This is a genomic window from Bradyrhizobium retamae (assembly GCF_001440415.1).
Classification (GTDB): Bacteria; Pseudomonadota; Alphaproteobacteria; order Rhizobiales; family Xanthobacteraceae; genus Bradyrhizobium; species Bradyrhizobium retamae.
Map to the genome: position 1 here is coordinate 75,756 of NZ_LLYA01000046.1, position 18,988 is coordinate 94,743.

Annotated in this window: 19 protein-coding genes; 9 read left to right on the forward strand and 10 right to left on the reverse strand. The window is 62.7% G+C overall.

The features are described from left to right. Window positions 1-3 precede the first annotated feature (3 nt). From CQ13_RS07775 to CQ13_RS07785, 3 genes are all read right to left on the reverse strand, one after another. Window positions 4-1,752 (reverse strand): NAD+ synthase, encoded by a 1,749-nt coding sequence (locus CQ13_RS07775; RefSeq protein ID WP_057842408.1) that lies wholly within the window; start codon window positions 1,750-1,752, stop codon window positions 4-6. 147 nt (window positions 1,753-1,899) lie between these two features. Then, on the reverse strand, window positions 1,900-2,253 hold the full coding sequence (locus CQ13_RS07780; protein ID WP_057842409.1) for a diacylglycerol kinase: 354 nt from the start codon (window positions 2,251-2,253) through the stop codon (window positions 1,900-1,902). A gap of 1 nt (window position 2,254) precedes the next feature. Continuing rightward, the gene (locus CQ13_RS07785) at window positions 2,255-3,643 is read right to left on the reverse strand and encodes a class II 3-deoxy-7-phosphoheptulonate synthase (RefSeq protein WP_057842410.1); all 1,389 of its coding nucleotides are present in this window, start codon (window positions 3,641-3,643) and stop codon (window positions 2,255-2,257) included. A gap of 171 nt (window positions 3,644-3,814) precedes the next feature. On the opposite strand from CQ13_RS07785, the gene CQ13_RS07790 reads away from it, so the two are divergent. Next, window positions 3,815-4,726 carry an alpha/beta hydrolase family protein gene (locus tag CQ13_RS07790; RefSeq protein WP_057842411.1) on the forward strand — a complete coding sequence of 304 codons (912 nt, stop codon included), beginning with the start codon at window positions 3,815-3,817 and terminating at the stop codon, window positions 4,724-4,726. A 7-nt stretch (window positions 4,727-4,733) separates the two neighbouring features. Here CQ13_RS07790 and CQ13_RS07795 read toward each other — a convergent pair whose 3' ends face one another. Next, a complete protein-coding gene (locus tag CQ13_RS07795; RefSeq protein WP_057842412.1) occupies window positions 4,734-4,997 on the reverse strand; it encodes a hypothetical protein in 264 nt (87 codons plus the stop codon). 75 nt (window positions 4,998-5,072) lie between these two features. Next, a complete protein-coding gene (locus tag CQ13_RS07800) occupies window positions 5,073-5,285 on the reverse strand; it encodes a hypothetical protein (RefSeq protein ID WP_057842413.1) in 213 nt (70 codons plus the stop codon). 191 nt (window positions 5,286-5,476) lie between these two features. Between CQ13_RS07800 and CQ13_RS07805 the strand changes: the two genes are divergently transcribed. After that, window positions 5,477-6,067: a cysteine hydrolase family protein gene (locus CQ13_RS07805; RefSeq protein WP_057842414.1), complete on the forward strand. Its 591-nt coding sequence runs from the start codon at window positions 5,477-5,479 to the stop codon at window positions 6,065-6,067. Between the two features lie 81 nt (window positions 6,068-6,148). After that, window positions 6,149-7,225 carry a flavodoxin family protein gene (locus CQ13_RS07810; RefSeq protein WP_057842415.1) on the forward strand — a complete coding sequence of 359 codons (1,077 nt, stop codon included), beginning with the start codon at window positions 6,149-6,151 and terminating at the stop codon, window positions 7,223-7,225. A gap of 130 nt (window positions 7,226-7,355) precedes the next feature. On the opposite strand, the gene CQ13_RS07815 is transcribed toward CQ13_RS07810, so the two are convergent. The 5 genes from CQ13_RS07815 to CQ13_RS07835 form a co-directional block, all read right to left on the reverse strand. Beyond that, window positions 7,356-8,207, reverse strand: coding sequence for a 3-hydroxybutyryl-CoA dehydrogenase (locus tag CQ13_RS07815; RefSeq protein WP_057842416.1), 852 nt, complete (start codon window positions 8,205-8,207; stop codon window positions 7,356-7,358). 199 nt (window positions 8,208-8,406) lie between these two features. After that, window positions 8,407-9,792 (reverse strand): glutathione-disulfide reductase, encoded by a 1,386-nt coding sequence (gene gor, locus CQ13_RS07820; RefSeq protein WP_057842417.1) that lies wholly within the window; start codon window positions 9,790-9,792, stop codon window positions 8,407-8,409. 111 nt (window positions 9,793-9,903) lie between these two features. Next, window positions 9,904-10,449 (reverse strand): DUF2059 domain-containing protein, encoded by a 546-nt coding sequence (locus tag CQ13_RS07825; protein ID WP_028349790.1) that lies wholly within the window; start codon window positions 10,447-10,449, stop codon window positions 9,904-9,906. A 24-nt stretch (window positions 10,450-10,473) separates the two neighbouring features. Beyond that, window positions 10,474-11,172, reverse strand: a complete 699-nt coding sequence (gene rpiA, locus CQ13_RS07830; RefSeq protein WP_156433566.1) for a ribose-5-phosphate isomerase RpiA — start codon at window positions 11,170-11,172, stop codon at window positions 10,474-10,476. A gap of 94 nt (window positions 11,173-11,266) precedes the next feature. Next, the gene (locus tag CQ13_RS07835) at window positions 11,267-12,103 is read right to left on the reverse strand and encodes an SDR family NAD(P)-dependent oxidoreductase (protein WP_057842496.1); all 837 of its coding nucleotides are present in this window, start codon (window positions 12,101-12,103) and stop codon (window positions 11,267-11,269) included. Between the two features lie 71 nt (window positions 12,104-12,174). Between CQ13_RS07835 and CQ13_RS07840 the strand changes: the two genes are divergently transcribed. From CQ13_RS07840 to CQ13_RS07865, 6 genes are all read left to right on the forward strand, one after another. Next, complete coding sequence (locus tag CQ13_RS07840) at window positions 12,175-12,867, forward strand: HAD family hydrolase (RefSeq protein ID WP_057842419.1); 693 nt, start codon at window positions 12,175-12,177, stop codon at window positions 12,865-12,867. A 141-nt stretch (window positions 12,868-13,008) separates the two neighbouring features. Continuing rightward, window positions 13,009-14,037 (forward strand): GTP 3',8-cyclase MoaA, encoded by a 1,029-nt coding sequence (moaA, locus tag CQ13_RS07845; protein WP_057842420.1) that lies wholly within the window; start codon window positions 13,009-13,011, stop codon window positions 14,035-14,037. A gap of 214 nt (window positions 14,038-14,251) precedes the next feature. Then, window positions 14,252-14,791, forward strand: a complete 540-nt coding sequence (locus CQ13_RS07850; RefSeq protein WP_057842497.1) for a TRAP transporter small permease subunit — start codon at window positions 14,252-14,254, stop codon at window positions 14,789-14,791. Beyond that, window positions 14,788-16,395 (forward strand): TRAP transporter large permease, encoded by a 1,608-nt coding sequence (locus CQ13_RS07855; RefSeq protein WP_057842421.1) that lies wholly within the window; start codon window positions 14,788-14,790, stop codon window positions 16,393-16,395. The genes CQ13_RS07850 and CQ13_RS07855 overlap by 4 nt, the downstream gene beginning before the upstream one ends. A gap of 241 nt (window positions 16,396-16,636) precedes the next feature. Further along, a complete protein-coding gene (locus CQ13_RS07860; RefSeq protein WP_028349796.1) occupies window positions 16,637-17,218 on the forward strand; it encodes a TRAP transporter small permease subunit in 582 nt (193 codons plus the stop codon). A gap of 29 nt (window positions 17,219-17,247) precedes the next feature. Continuing rightward, on the forward strand, window positions 17,248-18,903 hold the full coding sequence (locus tag CQ13_RS07865) for a TRAP transporter large permease (RefSeq protein WP_057842422.1): 1,656 nt from the start codon (window positions 17,248-17,250) through the stop codon (window positions 18,901-18,903). Window positions 18,904-18,988: the final 85 nt, after the last annotated feature.

The following is an 18,988-nucleotide window of genomic DNA, read 5'->3' on the forward strand; positions in this document are numbered from 1 at the left end:
GCCCTATCCTTCGAACGCATCCGCCGAGGCGCGGCCGGCGCGGGCGACCAGTTTTTCGTCGGGCGCAGGCAGCGCCTTGCCGTTGTCGCAGAAGCGGTTGGTGATGGGATAGCGGCGGTCGCGGCCAAAGTTCTTTTCCGTCACCTTGACGCCGGGCGCGGCCTGCCGCCGCTTGTATTCGGCGATGTTGAGCAGGCGATCGATCCGCGTCACCATTTCAGCCGGGAAACCGGCCGCGATGATCGTGGCCAGCGGCTCCTCGCGCTCGACCAGACGCTCCAGTATGCCGTCCAGCATCTCGTAGGGCGGCAGCGAATCCTGGTCGGTCTGGTTCTCGCGCAGCTCCGCCGTCGGCGGCCGAGTGATGATGTTGACCGGGATCACCTCGCCCGACGGCCCGAGCGCGCCGTCCGGCTTCCACTCGTTGCGCAGGCTCGATAGCCGGAACACTTCGGTCTTGTAGATGTCCTTGATCGGATTGAAGCCGCCGTTCATGTCGCCATAGAGCGTGGCGTAACCGACCGACATTTCCGACTTGTTGCCGGTCGTCACCACCATCGCGCCGGTCTTGTTGGAAATCGCCATCAAGAGCGTGCCGCGGGTGCGCGCCTGCAAATTCTCCTCGGTGATATCGCGCGGCAGGCCGGCAAATGGTCCGGAGAGGATTTTCTCGAAGCCGTTCACCGCATCGGCAATCGGCAGCACCTCGTAGCGGATGCCGAGTGCTTTGGCGAGTTTCGCGGCATCGTCGAGCGACACCTGCGCGGTGAAGCGGAACGGCAGCATCACGCCGCGGACCTGATCGGCGCCAAGCGCATCGACGGCGATGGCCGCGCACAGCGCGGAATCGATGCCGCCGGAGATGCCAAGCAAGACGCCCGGAAAGCCGTTCTTGCGGACGTAGTCGCGCAGGCCCAGCACGCAGGCGGCGTAATCGCCCTTGTCGCCCTCGAGCAGGGGCACTACGGGGCCCGAGCAGCGCCAGCCGTCGGCGCCCTTGGTCCAACGCAGCGTGGTGATGCTTTCTTCGAACGCGGGCAGTTGCGCCGCCACCGAGAGGTCGGCGTTGAGCGCGAATGACGCGCCGTCGAACACCAGTTCGTCCTGCCCGCCGATCTGGTTTAGATAGACCAGTGGCAGCCCGCTCTCGGTGACGCGGGCGACCGCGATCGACAGCCGGAGGTCGTTCTTGTCGCGCGCGTAGGGCGAGCCGTTAGGCACCACAAGGATTTCCGCGCCGGTCTCGGCGAGGCACTCGACGACGTTTTCGTATTCTTCTGATTCCTCGAGCCAGATGTCCTCGCAGATGGGGACGCCGACCCGAATGCCGCGGACAGTCACCGGGCCCGCGGCCGGCCCCCGCGCGAACAGCCGCTTTTCGTCGAACACGCCGTAGTTCGGCAGGTTCGCCTTGAAGCGCAACGCGGCGATGCTGCCCTGATCGAGCAGCGCGCAGGCGTTATAAAGCTTGCCGTCCTCGACCCAGGGCGTGCCGATTAGAACAGCCGGACCATCGCCCGCAGTCTCGCGCGCCAACTCTTCGACCGCGGCGCGGCAGGCGGCCTGGAAGGCGGGCTTCAGCACCAGATCTTCCGGCGGATAGCCGCAGATGAACAATTCGGGCAGCAGCAGGAGGTCGGCGCCATCGGCCGCGGCCTTGTCGCGCGCCGCGCGGGCCTTGGCGGCGTTGCCTGGCACGTCGCCGACCGTCGGGTTCAACTGCGCCAGCGTGATCGTAAAGGTGTCGGTCATGGGGGCGATGGTGCCTTGCACAAGAGCAAACTGCAATTGCTCGCTTTCATAGCGTTTTCAAGCGAAGTGGATACCGGTTCGCGTGAAGAAAACGCGTCAAAACAAAAACTTAGATATGCGGTTCTGATCCTGATCAGAACCGCATATCTAAATAGCGCCCATGCGCTCGGCGAGGGCGAACAGCCAGAACAGGCCGGCCATCAACAGCGCCACGCCGACCGCCGCCGACCCCATATCCTTGACCTGACCGATCTTCAAATCGTGATCGGTGGTCAGGCGGTCGGCGAGCTTTTCGATCGCGGTGTTGAGCAGCTCGACCACCAGGACAAAGGCGACGGCCGCGACCAGTTCCACGCGCCGCATCGTGGTCGTGCCGATCAGCCAGGCCAGCGGTACCGACAGCGCCAATGCGCATAGTTCCTCGCGGACGGCCTGCTCCGAGCGGATCGCAAAAGCGAGGCCGTTACGCGTGTTGATCGTGGCCCGCCAGAGTCGCAGCAAATCAAAGTCCCGCTGCGGCCGGCATCGGCTGAGCCTTACCGGCGCGTTCCTGCTTCAGCAGTTCGGCAATCAGGAAAGCCATATCGATCGACTGTTCGGCGTTGAGGCGGGGATCGCAGACCGTGTGATAGCGGTCGTTGAGGTCCTCGTCGGTGATGGCGCGCGCGCCGCCGATGCATTCGGTGACGTCCTGTCCGGTCATCTCCAGATGCACGCCGCCGGCATGGGTGCCTTCGGCGGCGTGGATCGCAAAGAACGACTTCACCTCCGACAGCACCCGGTCGAACGGCCGGGTCTTGTAGCCTGATGTCGAGGCAATGGTGTTGCCATGCATGGGATCGCAAGACCAGACCACAACCCGCCCTTCCCGCTGCACGGCGCGGATCAGCGGCGCGAGATGATCGCCGACCTTGTCGGAGCCGAAGCGGTTGATCAGCGTCAGCCTTCCCGGCTCGTTGTCGGGATTGAGGATGTCGATCAGCTTCAATAGCTCATCCGGTTTCAGCGAGGGGCCGCATTTCAGACCGATCGGGTTCTTGATGCCGCGGAAATATTCGACATGGCCGTGATCGAGCTGGCGGGTGCGATCGCCGATCCAGATCATGTGGCCCGAGGTCGCGTACCAGTCGCCGGTCGTGGAATCGACCCGCGTCATCGCCTGCTCGTAGCCGAGCAGCAGCGCCTCGTGGCTGGTGTAGAAATCGGTGGCGCGCAGTTCGGGATGGCTTTCGAGGTCCAGCCCACAGGCGCGCATGAAATTGAGCGCGTCCGAAATACGATCCGCCAGCTCCTTGTACCGGCGTGACTGCGGGGAATCCTTGAGGAAGCCCAGCATCCATTGGTGCACGCTGCCGAGATTGGCAAAGCCGCCGGTCGCGAATGCGCGGAGCAGGTTCAGCGTCGCCGCCGACTGCCGGTACGCCATCAACTGGCGCTGCGGATCGGGGATGCGCGCTTCCGGGGTGAAGGCGATGTCGTTGATGATGTCGCCGCGGTAGCTCGGCAGCTCGACGCCGCCAACCTTTTCCGTGTTCGACGAGCGCGGTTTTGCAAACTGCCCGGCGATGCGGCCAACCTTCACCACCGGCAGCGCGCCGGCATAGGTCAGGACCACGGCCATCTGCAGCAGCACGCGGAAGAAGTCGCGGATGTTGTTGGCGCCGTGCTCGGCAAAGCTCTCGGCGCAATCGCCGCCCTGCAGCAGGAAGGCCTCGCCGGCCGCGACGCGGGCGAGCGCCTTCTTCAGGTTACGGGCCTCGCCGGCGAACACCAGCGGCGGAAACGTAGCAAGCTGCGCCTCGACGTCGGCCAATGCCTTGGCATCGGGATAATCGGGGACCTGCAGCACCGGCTTGGTGCGCCAGCTATCGGGCGTCCACCGCTCGGACATGACGTTAACTCCTGAGCAAAAACCGCAACTTATCGAAGGTTACGAAGGCCGGGTTATACACAGGCCGCGGGCCGACCGCCAGTTAGATTTCCGGTAGTCCTGACAAGCTCTTGCGGCGAAATCCGAATTCGCATTTGTTATGGCCGCTCGCAAAGCTGGCAGGAGAACACGGTGGCCGAGCCGGGGCTGGACGACATATTTAGCGACAGCATCACGGTGCCCGCGACGGATGGATATCCCCTTGCCGCGACGCTGTTTCTACCCCGCGGGGCCAAACGCCATGCGGTCCTGGTCAATTCGGCGACCGCCGTTCCCCGCAAGCTCTACCGGGGCTTTGCCAGTTACCTCGCCCACCGCGGCTGCGCGGTTCTGACCTACGACTATCGCGGCACCGGCGACTCCAGGCCGCAGGCGCTGACCGGCTCCATCAGGCCGAAATCGCTGGTCGGCTTCAAGGCCTCGATGTCGGACTGGGCAGCCCAGGACATCACCGCGGCGGTCGCCTGGATGCGGGAGCGTTACAAGGCGCTGCCCTTCGCCTATGTCGGGCATTCGTTCGGCGGCCAGGCGCTCGGCCTATTGCCGAACAATTCGGAGATTTCGCGTGCACTCCTGATCGCCGCACAAGCCGGCTACTGGAAACTGATGACGGCGCCGGAGCGCTACCGCGTCTATGCCCTGCTCAATTTTGTCGGCGCTCCGTTGACCCGCGCGCTCGGCTACATGCCCGGCAAGGCCGGCCTCGGCATGGATCTGCCGAAGGATGCATTTTTGCAATGGGTCGGCTGGGTGATGAGCCCGCGCTATCTGTTCGACGATGCCAGGCTCGAAGCCGTGCAGAATTTCCCGAAATACCAGGGCGCGTTGCGTGCACTCTGCATGTCCGACGACCCCTGGGCAACGCCGCCGGCGGTCGAATTGTTGTGTTCGGGATTTACCTCGATCGCGCCTGAGATCATCACGGTGAGGCCTGCGGATACCGGCGTAAGCAAGATCGGGCATATGGGATTTTTCCGGCCCGAGCATCGCGACACGCTGTGGCGCGGGGCCGCGGAATGGATCCAGGCGGAGGTCCGCGCGTAACTTGCGATCAGCCCGCGCACCGGGGACATTGGCCGTCCGCGGCCTCGCCAAGCTGACGCGCGAACTCGCTCCTGACAGCTTGCACCGGCCAATGAGTGCCATCGCTCCTGACAATTTTTCTTGCGCGCTCGAAAGCATGCCTCTCGGCGGCGTCATCGCCGACGCGAATAATCACATCCCAGTGGAAAGGGCACGCTGCCGTGGCGCGCGTGGTCTCCAACGCGTGACGCACCGTTGCTGTCAGATCGTCGGCATCGACCTTCACGGGCATGAATGGTCCCTTCTCTGCGCGAGGTTGGCCAACGGGCAGTGAGACCACGCATATGGTTCGCCTGGCGGTCCGCGTTCACCTCACAACGGCGGCCGCGTCACCGTCGTCGCCGGGCAAGACGTATTCGACCGCCAGCAGCCCGCCTTCAACGATGAGAAACGCAACCGCGCCGCCTAGCCAGCCGAAGTACGCAATTGCGAAGCCCAACAGGAGCAGGGCACATGCGACATCCGCCAGGACCTTGCCGCTCCGCTCGATCGCGTCCTGTCCTCTGGAAAAATAAGCCATGGCCTTTCCATCCACGCATCATCAACCATGAATGCAACGTGGCACAAAGGTGGGAGTTCCGTTCACCCTCGGCCGCCGAGCCTCGGTCGAGACGTTACGCGCGCCTGGCAAGGCCACACCGTTCCCGGCCGGCTGTTGAAACCAGGTCCCATTTTCCGAATTAGCCTTCTCAATGAGGCGCGAGGCCACTCATGGAAGAAATTCGCGACGCCGCACATCTGTGCATCGATATGCAGAACATCTTCGCCAAGGGCGGCGTGTGGGAAACGCCATGGATGGAAAAGGTATTGCCGGTGATCTCGCAGATCGCCGCACGATATCAGGAGCGGACGGTATTCACGCGCTTCATCACACCCGAGCGGCCGGAAGACCGTCGCGGCCAGTGGCGCGTCTACTTCACCAAATGGGAGCGCGCGACGCGCCGCGATCTCGCGCCCCGCGCGCTCGACATCGTGCCGGCGCTGGCACGATATTCACCGCCGGCTCTGGTCGTCGACAAGCCGGCCTATTCGGCGTTCTTCGGATCGCGGCTCGGTCATCTGCTGGTCGAGCGGCATGTCGGCACCGTGGTGGTGTCAGGCGCGGAGACCGATGTCTGCGTGCTTGCCACGGTGCTCGGCGCGGTCGATCTCGGCTTTCGCGTCGTCATCGTGCAGGATGCGCTGTGTAGTTCCTCGGACACCGGCCATGATGCGCTGATGACCATGTACCGGACGCGGTTCAGCGAGCAGATCGAGCTGGTCAGCGCCGCGGAACTGTTCGACATGTGGCGTCCGGACTAGATGCTCCGGCCACGCCCCGGAACCGCCGCTCCGGCTCCAACGTTGAGACGGCAGTGATCATCTGCGCGAAAGGATCGACCCATGGCGGCGCCGGACGTTCGCAAGGAAATGCCGCCCGTCAAATTGCCGCGCGAGGAATTCGAGAGGCGTTATCGCGGCCGCTTCGTCGATCCGGTCTTCCAGCCGCTGCAGCGCGAGCTCGACGCCGTCGTCGCGGCGGCATGGGACGCCTATAGCCATTCCCGCAAAGCCCCGCTGACGCGCAAGGCGGGCGCGGGCTTCGCCGATCCCGAGTACGAAATCGCGGTGGACTGGCTCGCCGCACGCGAGGCCATTCTCGAAGCGCAGCGGCGCCACGACGATGCCGCGGCGCAGCCGCGCATGCTCATCATCAATGGCTCGGCACGGAGCGAGCATACCTGCCCCGGCGAGACATCCAAGACCTGGCGGCTGGTCAAGCTCGCCGAGCCGGTGCTGGTCGAAATGGGATGTGCGGTCGACATTCTGGATCTCTCGCGGCTAACATCGGAATATGGCCGGCAGATTCATCCCTGCAAATCCTGCGTCGCCACCGCGATGCCGCTCTGCCACTGGCCCTGCAGTTGCTATCCGAACTATTCGCTCGGCCAGACCGACGACTGGATGAACGAAATTTATCCACTCTGGGTGGCCGCGCACGGTATCCTGATCGTGGCGCCGGTGAACTGGTACCACGCGCCGACGCCGCTGAAGGCGATGATGGATCGCCTGGTCTGCGCTGATGGCGGCAATCCCGATCCGACATCCACCCACGGCAAGCACGCCGACCAGGCCAAGGCGCTCGAACTGAAGGGATGGCCCTATCCGCGGCATCTGGCCGGCCGGCATTTCGGGCTTGTGATTCACGGCGACAGCGGAGGCGCGGAGACGCTGCGCCGCTCGCTGTCGGATTGGCTGACCGATATGGCGCTGATCTCGGCCGGCCGCACTGCCGAAGCCGAGGGCTATGTCGGCTACATGGAGCCCTACGCCACCTCGCACCAGGCCTTGGACGAGGACCACGAATTCCACGACGAGGTGCGCAACGCGGCACGCGCGCTGGGGAATGCAGTGAAGCTCGCGCGGGCGGGGAAGCTGGAGAATCCGGCCAAGGGTCTTGTCGAGCCTGATCCGAAATGACCTCGTAGGATGGGTTGAGCACTTGTCCGCCGTAGCTCGCCAGAGAAGGCGGAAGCGATACCAATCATCTCTCCGCGGAGGCATCGATGGGTTTCGCTGCGTTCTACCCATCCTACATGCTATCGCTCCTCTACTTCCCGTAACTATAAAACCCCTGCCCGGTCTTGCGGCCGAGATGACCGGCGGCGACCATTTCCTTCAAGAGCGGCGCGGGGCGGTATTTCGGGTCGTTAAAGCCCTGGTAGAACACCTCCATCACCGACAGCATGGTGTCGAGACCGATCATGTCGGCGAGCGCCAGCGGGCCGATCGGATGGTTGCAGCCGAGCTTCATGCCGGCGTCGAGGTCTTCCGCCGTCGCGAGCCCCTCCTGCAGCGCGAAGATCGCCTCGTTGATCATCGGGCAGAGGATGCGGTTGACCGCAAAGCCCGGGCTGTTCTTCGCCGTGATCGACACCTTGCCGATCCGCTTTGCAAAGGCTTCCGCCTTGGCATGGGTATCGTCGGAGGTTTGCAAGCCCCGGATCAATTCCAACAGCGCCATCAACGGCACCGGATTGAAGAAGTGCATGCCGATGAAGCGGTCCGGCCGGTCGGTCGCCGCTGCAAGTTTCGTGATCGAGATCGAGGACGTGTTGGTCGCGAGCAGCGCCTGCGGCCGCAGTTTTGGGCAAAGGTCCTTCAGTATCTTGACCTTCAGGTCCTCATTCTCGGTCGCCGCTTCGATAACGAGATCACAGGTGGAAAACTTCGCCGTGTCCGTGGTCGTCGTGATGCGTGCCAGCGCCGCCTGCCGGTCGGTGTCAGTCATCTTCTGCTTGTTGACGAGGCGCTCAAGACTGTTGGCGACCACAGACATCCCGCGGGTCAGCGCAGCGTCGGAGATGTCGGTCATGACCACGGGAAGTCCGGCGGCGGCGCACACCTGCGCGATGCCATTGCCCATGGTGCCTGCGCCTACGATACCGATCTGCTCAATCATTATTCGCCTACCTCTATTCTTGAATGCTGGGTTACGTCGTTATCAGAATGCGGCGGATGTCGGTAGTCCGAGCCCATAGGATGGGTGGAGCGACTTGTCCGCCGTAGCTCAACGAGCGTAGGCGGAAGCGATACCCATCATCCGTGTTGCGCAGCAGATGATGGGTTTCGCAAGAGCTCAACCCATCCTACGATTCTGCCTACTCCGCCGCCTGCCTCACATACCTCGCCGTCGGCGTCCGCATGGTCACCAATTCCTCGGCCGCCGTCGGGTGCAGCGCGATCGTCGCGTCGAAATCGGCTTTGGTCGCCTTCATCTTCACGGCGATAGCGACCGCCTGGACGATCTCGGCCGCGGTGTCGCCGACGATGTGACAGCCGAGCACGCGGTCCGTCGTGCCGTCGACCACGAGCTTCATCAGCACGCGGGTGTCGCGGCCGGACATCGTCGCCTTGATGGGGCGGAAATCGGCCTTGTAGATGTCGACATGGCTCACTTGCGCGCGCGCCTGCGCTTCGGTCAGGCCCACGGTGCCGACCTCGGGCTGCGAGAACACCGCCGTCGGAATGGTAGCGTGGTCGACTGCTACCTGCCTCTTGCCGAACACGGTGTCGGCGAAGGCATGGCCTTCGCGGATCGCGACCGGCGTCAGATTGAGGCGATGGGTGACGTCGCCGATCGCATAGATGTTGTCGACCGACGTCTTCGACCACTCGTCCACCGCGATGCCGCCATTGGCTGGGTTGATGGCGACGCCAGCTTTCTCGAGCCCGAGATTGGCGACGTTCGGGTGGCGGCCGATAGCGAACATCACCTTCTCCGCGGCGATGCTCGAACCGCTGGATAGATGTGCGGTGTATTCGTTGCCGTGCTTGTCCACTTTATCGATGGTGCAGCCGGTGATGATCGTAATCCCCTGCTTCTCCATCTCGGCGCGCACGTGCTTGCGGACGTCCTCATCAAAACCGCGCAGAATGTTGTCGCCGCGATAGATCACGGTCACGTCGGAGCCGAAGCCGGCAAAGATACCGGCGAATTCCAGCGCGATATAGCCGCCGCCCTGGATCACGATGCGCTTCGGCAGTTCGGTGAGGTGAAACGCCTCGTTGGAGGAAATCACGTGCTCGATTCCGGGGATCTCCCGCCCATGATTAGGCGCGCCGCCGGTCGCGATCAGGATGTATTTTGCGGTGACCGTTTCACCGGTCAAGAGGCGCAGCGTGTGGGCGTCTTCCAGCACGGCGCGCGTCTTGACGATGCTCGCGCCTGATTTCTCGACATTGGCGGCGTAGATGCCTTCGAGGCGGGCGATCTCCTTGTCCTTGTTGGCAACAAGTGTGGGCCAATCAAAGGAGAATTCGGGAATGGTCCAGCCGAAGCCTTTTGCGTCCTCGATCTCGTGGCGGACGTGCGAGCCGAGCACGAACAGCTTTTTCGGCACGCAGCCGCGGATCACGCAGGTGCCGCCCATCCGGTATTCTTCGGCAACCATGACCTTTGCGCCATGGCCGGCAGCGATGCGGGCGGCGCGAACGCCGCCCGAACCACCACCGATGACGAACAGATCGACGTCGAACTCAGCCATCTCAACCCCGCCCGAAGTCGTCCGTTTGCTCTCTTATATTTGACGCGTTTTCTTCATGCGAACCGGAAGTCCACCCTCGAATCAAGTCCGAGGGCATGCTTCGCTTGAAGATCAGATATCCTTGCCGCGCTTCTTCATCTCGGCGCGGAACTGGCCGTTGATGACTTCAGCAAATTGCTGCGCCCACTGGTTCATGTAGGACATGCTGAACTGAATGGCGCGGGGCTCGTTCGCGAGCAGCTTCTGGCCGAGCGGCGACTTGTAGAAGGTCACGAGGTCCTTCAACTCTTGCTCGGTGAACTCATTGGCGTAGACCTGCGCCATGCCTTCGCCGATCTCCTTTTCGCGGCCGGCGAGATTCTTGGCCACGATCACGGCGACCTCGTTAAGATCCTTCTGATAGTTCAGATTGCTCTGCATCAGCACGTTCTTGGTCTGCTCGACGAGATTGGGAACGGCGTTGGCGTACATCGCGGCCGCATTCTTCATCGCCAGGATTTCCTTGGCGGCGGCGATCGCCGCCGGTGAACCGGGCTTGAGTGGCGCGGTCGCAGGCGCCGCCGGCGCGTTCTTCTGCTGCGCGCCAGCCGGAGCGCCGGTCAGGGCCAGCCCCACCGCAAGGCCGGCCGCCGACAAAATCCGTGAAAGCCTCTTCATTCCAATTCTCCTCGATTACCGGCGTTACCGCCGCTCAACTACGCGAATTCCCTGGGCACCTGCCAGGACGGCGGTGCTGGCCAGACCAATGAACAACCCGTGCTCGACGACCCCCGGGATCAGGCTCAACTGGCCCGCCAGACGCGGCGCATCGGCGATACGCCCGAGATGGGCATCGACAATCCAGTGGCCGCCATCGGTGACAAAAACGTGGCCGTCCTTGCCCTTGCGGAGCCCCATTTGCCCAGAAACACCGCTTTGGGCAAATGCCGCGGCCATGGCCCGCTGGGTGGCGGCCAGCCCGAACGGAATCACCTCTACAGGTAGGGGGAAGCGGCCGAGAACATCGACCCATTTGGTATCATCGGCAATCACGATCATGCGATCGGACGCCGCCGCCACGATCTTCTCCCGGAGCAGCGCCCCACCGCCACCCTTGATCAGGTTGAGGGCGGGATCTAGCTCGTCGGCACCATCGACGGTGAGATCGAGCCGGTCGACTTCATCGAGCGTGGTGAGCGGAATTTTGCAGGCCTCGGCCTGGGCGCGGGTCGCTTCCGAGGTCGGCACGCCGATCACCTTCATCCCGCCGGCAACCCTCTCGCCGAGCAGTTCGACAAAATGCTTGGCGGTCGAGCCGGTGCCGAGCCCGAGCTTCATGCCATCCTGCACATGCTCCAGCGCCCGTGCCGCGGCTTGCCGTTTAAGTCCATCCATATCCACGCTGACGATGCTCCCAGAATCCGCCGATCCGCGGGCGCATGTCTAGCGTCGTTTTGGCCTTGGGAACAGCGCCTAAAGTCTTGCATAAGCAGGATTATGACCGCGAAACCCCATCCATCGCTGCCAAAATAGCGGCGAAACGCGGCTCGACCTCGGCACGCATGCCGGGATGAGTGAAAATATAGAGTTCATCGTCCCGGATTGCGGCGAGCACGCGCGCGGCAACCGCGTCGGGTTCTAGTCCCGCATTGATATTCCGCGCAATCTCGGCGACCAAAGCCGCCGCCGGGCTCGCGGGCTCGAGCGGCGGCGGTTGACCGTAGCGTTCGGGTCGATTGCGTCCGCTCTCGCCGATGCGGGTACGCACATAGCTCGGACACAGCACGCTAACGCCGATGCCATGCGGCTTGAGCTGTATGTTAAGGCCCTCAGACATGCTGACGACTGCAAATTTGCTCGCCCCATAGGGGCTGAATCCCAGGCCGCCTTGCATGCCGGCCATCGATGCCGTGTTGACGATATGGCCGCCCTCGCCATGCTCGCGAATATGCGGCAAGAAACTTGCGATACCGTGCAGCACGCCCATCAGATTGACGTCGATTACCCATCGCCAATTGTCGAGCGAAATATTGTCGATGCCGCCCCCCGCAGCGACGCCGGCGTTGTTACAGAGCACATGGACGTTTCCGAACGCATCGAACGAAGCTTGCGCCGCGCGCTTGACGCTTTCGGGATCCGCGACGTCGCAGATGATGCCGCGGATGCGGGGGGCGAATTCATCGAGGCGCTTCATCGCTTCCAGGAGCGCGTCTGATTCGATATCGGCGAGCATCACGTTCATGCCTGCTTCCGCAAACGCACGGCCGAGCGCAAATCCTATGCCGGCGGCGCCACCGGTAACGAAAGCTGTTTTGCCGGCAAATTCGCGCATGGCCATGTCTCCCCCAGAATTTGGCCCTTCCCTACTTGCATGAAGGCCCGCCTGCGGATAGCGAATTCCGGATGAGCCTTCCCCGCACTGTAGTCTTCGACCTCGACGGTACGCTGGTCGACACCGCGCCCGACCTGATCGCCGCGCTCAATTTCGTGCTCGATCGCGAGGGATTGCCGCCGGTGCCGCTGCGTGCCGCGCGCAACATGATCGGCGCGGGCGCCCGCAAGCTGATCGAACGTGGGCTGGAGCTGGAGGGCCGTGCGACAAGCACCGACGACATCGACCGTCTCACCAGGGACTTTGTCGATTATTACGGCGCCCATATCGCCGTGGAATCGCGCCCCTTCGAGGGCCTGGAGGCTGCCCTCGACGATCTCGAGGCGCAGGGCTGTCGTTTTGCGGTCTGCACCAACAAGCTGGAATGGCTGTCGAAGCGGCTGCTCGACGAACTGGGCTTGAGCGGACGTTTCGCCGCGATCTGCGGCGCCGACACGTTCGGCGTCTCCAAGCCCGACCCCGTGATCCTGCAGCAGACGGTGGCGCGGGCCGGCGGGGATATTGGCGCGACCATCATGGTCGGCGATGCGGGACCTGACGTCGGCGTCGCCAGGCGGGCCGGCGTTCCCGTGATTGGGGTCGAATTCGGCTACACCGACGTTCCGATCGCCCAGCTTAAGCCCGACCGGCTGATCGGGCATATGCGCGAATTACCGGCCGCCGTGGATGGGCTCAGCGGCCGCTTTACGGGTTTAACCGTTTGATTTTACAGCTATTATTGGATCGCCACAGATCCCCCCACTCTGCCCCGCGGCCCCCTTTGAGAGGTTGCGATTGTAGGCGCCTTACAAGGTGCCTAGATTATGCTAGCGAACCAGCACGCGGCCCCTTTAGAGGCAGTTTGAATGAGCGGCTTCCCGTCACCCGATCAGCTGATACGTCCGATGGTCGATCCCTTCGGCCGGACCATCCGGTATCTGCGCGTGTCGGTGACCGATCGCTGCGACCTGCGCTGCTTCTACTGCATGTCCGAGGACATGACGTTCCTGCCGAAGAAGGATCTCCTGACGCTGGAGGAACTCGATCGGCTGTGCTCGGCCTTCATCGCCAAGGGCGTGCGCAAGATCCGCCTCACCGGTGGCGAGCCGCTGGTCCGGCGCAACGTGATGTCGCTGGTACGCTCGCTGTCGCGGCATCTTGGAAGCGGCGCGCTCGATGAGCTGACGCTGACCACCAACGGCTCGCAACTGGCGCGCTTCGCGGCCGAACTGCGCGACTGCGGCGTCCGCCGCGTCAACGTCTCGCTCGACACGCTCGATGCCGCACGGTTCCGCGCCATCACGCGCTGGGGCGATCTCGACAAGGTTTTGGCCGGCATAGAGGCCGCGCAGGACGCAGGACTTGCGGTCAAGATCAATGCGGTGGCGCTGAAGAACGTGAACGAGGAAGAGATCCCCTCGCTGATGGAATGGGCGCACGGCAAGGGCATGGCGTTGACGCTGATCGAAGTCATGCCGATGGGCGACATCGGCGAAGGGCGGATCGACCAGTACGTGCCGCTGTCGCTGCTCCGTGCCCGCCTTGCGCAGCACTACACGCTGACCGATCTCGACGATGACACCGGCGGCCCCGCCCGCTACGTGCGCGTCACCGAGACCGGCGGCAAACTCGGCTTCATCACGCCGATGACGCATAATTTCTGCGAGTCCTGCAACCGCGTGCGGATCACCTGCACCGGTACGCTGCACACCTGCCTCGGCCATGAGGATGCCTCCGATCTGCGCAAGCCGTTGCGGGCCTCCGCCGACGACGACCTGCTTTCGGCAGCGATTGATCGCGCCATCGGGCTGAAGCCGAAGGGCCACGACTTCATCATCGACCGCCGGCATAATCGCCCGAGCGTCTCGCGCCACATGAGCGTGACGGGCGGCTAGTTACCGCAGCCCCATATCGTCCAACGTATTTTCCGATTGACGCTGTTGCAGCGCGCTGGAATGGTGCGGCTGCTTCACGCCAGCATGGCTGGACAGGCCACCGCACCTGAACGGAGCGGCAAAGACGGCGGAAGCGCAAAAAGGGGGGAGGACGATCGATGCAATCGATCGCGACATCGGCGATGGCGTCGTGGCCACCGCCCGGGCAGGTATTATGCGGCCGTTGTTAGCACTCAGTGCCGGCATCGATCTGCTCAACGAAAAGATCGGCAATCTCTGCAACTTTCTGGTCCTCGCAGCGTGCACGGTCAGCGCCGGCAACGCGATGATCCGCTACGCGTTCGGCTATAGCTCCAACGGCTGGCTCGAACTGCAGTGGTACATGTTCGCCATCTTCGTGATGTTCGGCGCCTCCTACACCTTCAAGCGCAACGAGCATGTTCGCGTCGAAATCTTCTATTTGATGCTCTCTGAACGCGGCCAGCTCTGGCTCGACCTGATCGGAACGCTGTGCTTCCTGATCCCGGCCTGCCTGCTGCTGACCTGGCTGTCCTGGCCGTTCTTCCTGCAAGCCTACGCCGTCGCCGAGGAATCCAGCAACGCCGGAGGCCTGTTGCGCTGGCCGATCAAGCTCGTCGTGCCCGCAGGCTTCGTGATGCTGGCGCTGCAGGGCGTCTCGGAGGTCATCAAGCGCGTCGCCGCGCTGCAGAATCTCGTGACCATCGATGCCAGGTACGAAAGACCGGTGCAATGATCACGCTGGAAATGATGCCGCCGCTGATGTTCGGCGGACTTATTCTGGCGATGCTGATCGGCTTTCCCGTCGCATTCACGCTGGCGGCGGTCGGATTCTCATTCGGCTTTCTCGCGATCCATCTCGGCTTTTTCGACTTCAGCTTCATGCAGGCGATTCCGGGCCGCATCTTCGGCAGCGTGCTGGCCAACGAATTGCTGCTGGCGATCCCTTTCTTCACCTTCATGGGCGCGGTCCTCGAACGATGCGGTCTGGCCGAAGACATGCTGGATTCGATGGGCCAGTTGTTCGGCCCGGTGCGCGGCGGACTAGGCTACTCCGTCATCATCGTCGGCTTCATTCTCGGCGCGATTACCGGCACGGTGGCGGCGCAGGTCATCGCCATGGCACTGATCTCGATGCCGGTGATGATCCGCTATGGCTACAACATGCGCTACATCACCGGCGTGCTGGCGGCCTCGGGCACCATCACCCAGTTGGTGCCACCGTCGCTGGTGCTGATCGTGTTGGCCGACCAGCTTGGCAAGTCGGTCGGCGACATGTATCTGGGCGCCTGGGGACCATCGCTATTCCAGATCGCGCTGTTCGCCGGCTACACCTTCCTTCTCGGCATCATCAAGCCGGATCACGTGCCGCCGGTGCCGAGGTCGGCGTTGACGCTGACCGGCTGGCCGCTGTGGCGAAAATGCCTGATGGGAATCATCCCCTCGGCGGTGCTGATCTTCGTCGTGCTCGGCACCATGATGCTGGGCCTGGCGACGCCGACCGAAGCCGGCGCGATGGGCGCCGTTGGCGCCGTCGTGCTTGCCGCAATACATCACAAGGAATTCAGCGCGGCCGGCAACGGGATTCTGCTGATCGGCATCGTCGCCGCAGGCGTCGGAACGATTCTCGGAATCCTCTACACGGGCAGCTTTCTGTTCAAGATCGCCTTCGCAATCACCTATCTCGCCGTGATCTGGATTTGTCTGGAAGCCGTGCGCATTCCCGACCTCCGCGACCTCATCCGTCAGGGCTATCAGTCGACGATGCGCCTCACCTCGATGGTGGTGTTCATCCTGATCGGTTCGACCTGCTTTTCCGTGGTGTTCCTCGGCGTCTCCGGCGGCGTCTGGCTGGAGCACATGCTGACCTCGGTACCCGGCGGGGTCTGGGGCTTCCTGATCTTCATCAACCTGTTCATCTTCTTCCTGGCGTTCTTCCTCGACTTCTTCGAGATCGCCTTCATCATCCTGCCGATGGTTGCGCCGATTGCGCAAAAGGTGCTGGCGCCAGTGGTCGGCGCGGATGCGGCTTTGATCTGGTTCGGCGTGATGCTGTGCGTCAACATGCAGACGTCGTTCCTGCATCCGCCGTTCGGCTTTGCGCTGTTTTACCTGCGCGGCGTGGCGCCCAAGGAAGTCAAGAGTTCCGACATCTATTGGGGAGCGATCCCCTGGATCGGCCTGCAAGTCATCATGGTCGCGCTGGTGATCGCTTTCCCCTGGACCGTTACCGTGTTGCTGGACAAGCCGGTGAGCGCGGAGGACATCAGCAAGATCAGAATCGAGGTTCCGCAGATCGAATTGCCGCCGCTGGATTTGGGTCCGCGCAAGCAGCAGTAGCAGTTGCGCTGGCAAACAATGACTCGTTGACCAAGTCGTGCCCACAGCCTGCCGCCTAAGCCAAGGCGCAATGGTAATTCCGCAGACAAAATATTCCCCTTCAATATCAACAAACTTCCGATTGACGGCAGCAGCGAGCGCTGGTTTGGTGCATCGGCTTCATGCTAGCTCGGCAGGATAAGCCGGCTGCGCCCAACGGCGCGGTCAAGACGGCAGAGGCGTCAGTCTGGGAGGGTCATCGTTGCAATCGCTCTTGAAATTGAGCCGGGGAATCGACGCGTTCACGCGGTGGACGGGCAAACGCCTGGCGTGGCTCATTCTGATAGCCGTGCTCATCTCGGCCACCAACGCGATCGTGCGCAAGACTTTCGACGTGTCGTCGAATTCCTGGCTGGAGCTGCAGTGGGTGCTGTTCGGCGTTGTCTTTCTGCTGTGCTCGCCGTGGACGATGCTCGACAACGAGCACATCCGCATCGATATCGTAAACAACCTGTTTTCCAAGCGCTGGCGGGATATCGTCGATATCATCGGCCACGTATTTTTCCTGATGCCACTCTGCATCGTGATGATCATCACCGGCGGTCCGTTTTTCATGCGCTCGGTTGAAATCAACGAACAGTCCGGCAATGCCGGTGGTCTGCCACAGTGGCCGGCCAAATCGCTGATCATCATCGGGTTCGTGTTCCTGTTCGCTCAAGGCATTTCCGAACTGATCAAGCGAATCGCCGTGATGCGCGGCCTGATTCCGGATCCACACGCATCGCAGATGCATGCTCTCGAAGCCGAGGTCGAACACCTCGTCGAGGCGATCGAAAAACGCTGATCGTCGGCGCGCGATCTCAGGGGGACTAGATGACTGCTTTTCTCATCGCCAACATGGCGCCGATCATGTTCGCGTCACTGGTGATTATCCTGCTGCTGGGCTATCCGGCGGCATTTTCGCTCGGCGCGGTTGGACTGATCTTCGCCTTCGTCGGCATCGAGCTGGGCGAGTTCCGGCCGGACTTCCTGCAAGCGCTGCCTGAGCGCGTCTACGGCGTGATGAACAACGACACGCTGCTCGCCATTCCGTTCTTCACATTCATGGGGCTGGTGCTCGAACGGTCGGGCATGGCCGAGGATCTGCTCGATACTATCGGACAATTGTTCGGCACGATCCGCGGCGGCCTCGCCTATGCCGTCATTTTCGTCGGCGCGTTGCTCGCGGCGACCACAGGTGTCGTTGCCGCTTCCGTCATCTCGATGGGCCTCATCTCGCTGCCGATCATGTTGCGCTATGGCTACGACCGAAGGATGGCGTCCGGCGTCATCGCCGCTTCCGGTACGCTGGCGCAGATCATTCCTCCCTCTCTCGTCCTGATCGTGATGGCCGACCAGCTCGGCAAGTCGGTCGGCGACATGTACGAGGGCGCGTTCATCCCGGGAATGGTGCTCGCTGGCTTGTATGCCGGCTACGCGTTCCTGGTAAGCATGATCTTTCCCAAGGCTGCTCCGGGTCTGCCAGTGGAAGCGGTCGGTTTCCGTGAGCCTGATGGCAGCCGCGGACTTTGGTCGCTCGGCGTCCTCTTCATAGCGAGTTGCGTTTTCGGCTGGTTCATGATGCGCCATTCGGAATCGCGCGGCGCCGATTACGTCGTGCTCAGCATGTTCTATGGCATCCTGTTCGCCTTCTTCGTGGCTGTGGTGAACTGGTTGATCCACAAGGTTTCCGGCTTCCGCTTTCTCTCCGCGATGGCGCAGCAAACCACGTTCGTGATGGTACCGCCGCTATTCCTGATCTTCCTGGTGCTCGGCACCATCTTCATCGGTGTCGCCACGCCGACCGAAGGCGGCGCGATGGGCGCGGCCGGTGCACTCATTCTCGGCGCCGCCAAGCGCCGGCTGAGCTGGGATCTGATCCGGCAAGCGACGGAATCGACGGCCAAGCTGTCGGCCTTCGTGATCTTCATCCTGATCGGCGCGCGCGTTTTCTCGCTGACGTTCTACGGCGTGAACGGCCACATCTGGGTCGAGCATCTCTTGACCTCCCTGCCCGGCGGCCAGATCGGCTTCCTCCTTTTCGTCAACGCCCTCGTCTTCGTCCTGGCCTTCTTCCTCGACTTCTTCGAACTGGCCTTCATCATCATTCCGTTGCTCGGACCCGCGGCGGAAAAGCTCGGCATCGACCTGATCTGGTTCGGCATCATCCTTGGCGTCAACATGCAGACGTCGTTCATGCACCCGCCGTTCGGCTTCGCGCTGTTCTATCTGCGATCGGTGGCGCCGAAGGAATCCTATATCGACCGCATCACCGGCAAGCGCATGGATCCTGTGACGACCGGCCAGATCTATTGGGGCGCGGTGCCGTTCGTCGTCATTCAGGTCGTCATGGTGGTGCTGGTCATCATGTTCCCGGGGATGGTGATGCACTACAAGGGCGCGGCGTCGACCATCGATCCGAACTCGATCAAGATCGAGGTGCCGCAGATCGAATTGCCGCCGCTGGATTTCGGGCAGCCCAAACAATAGCGCCCCGGCTCACATCATCCGCTTCCCCCAAACAAAGAACCCCGGAGCTTTCGCTCCGGGGTTTTTTGCTTTGGCAAGTTCGACG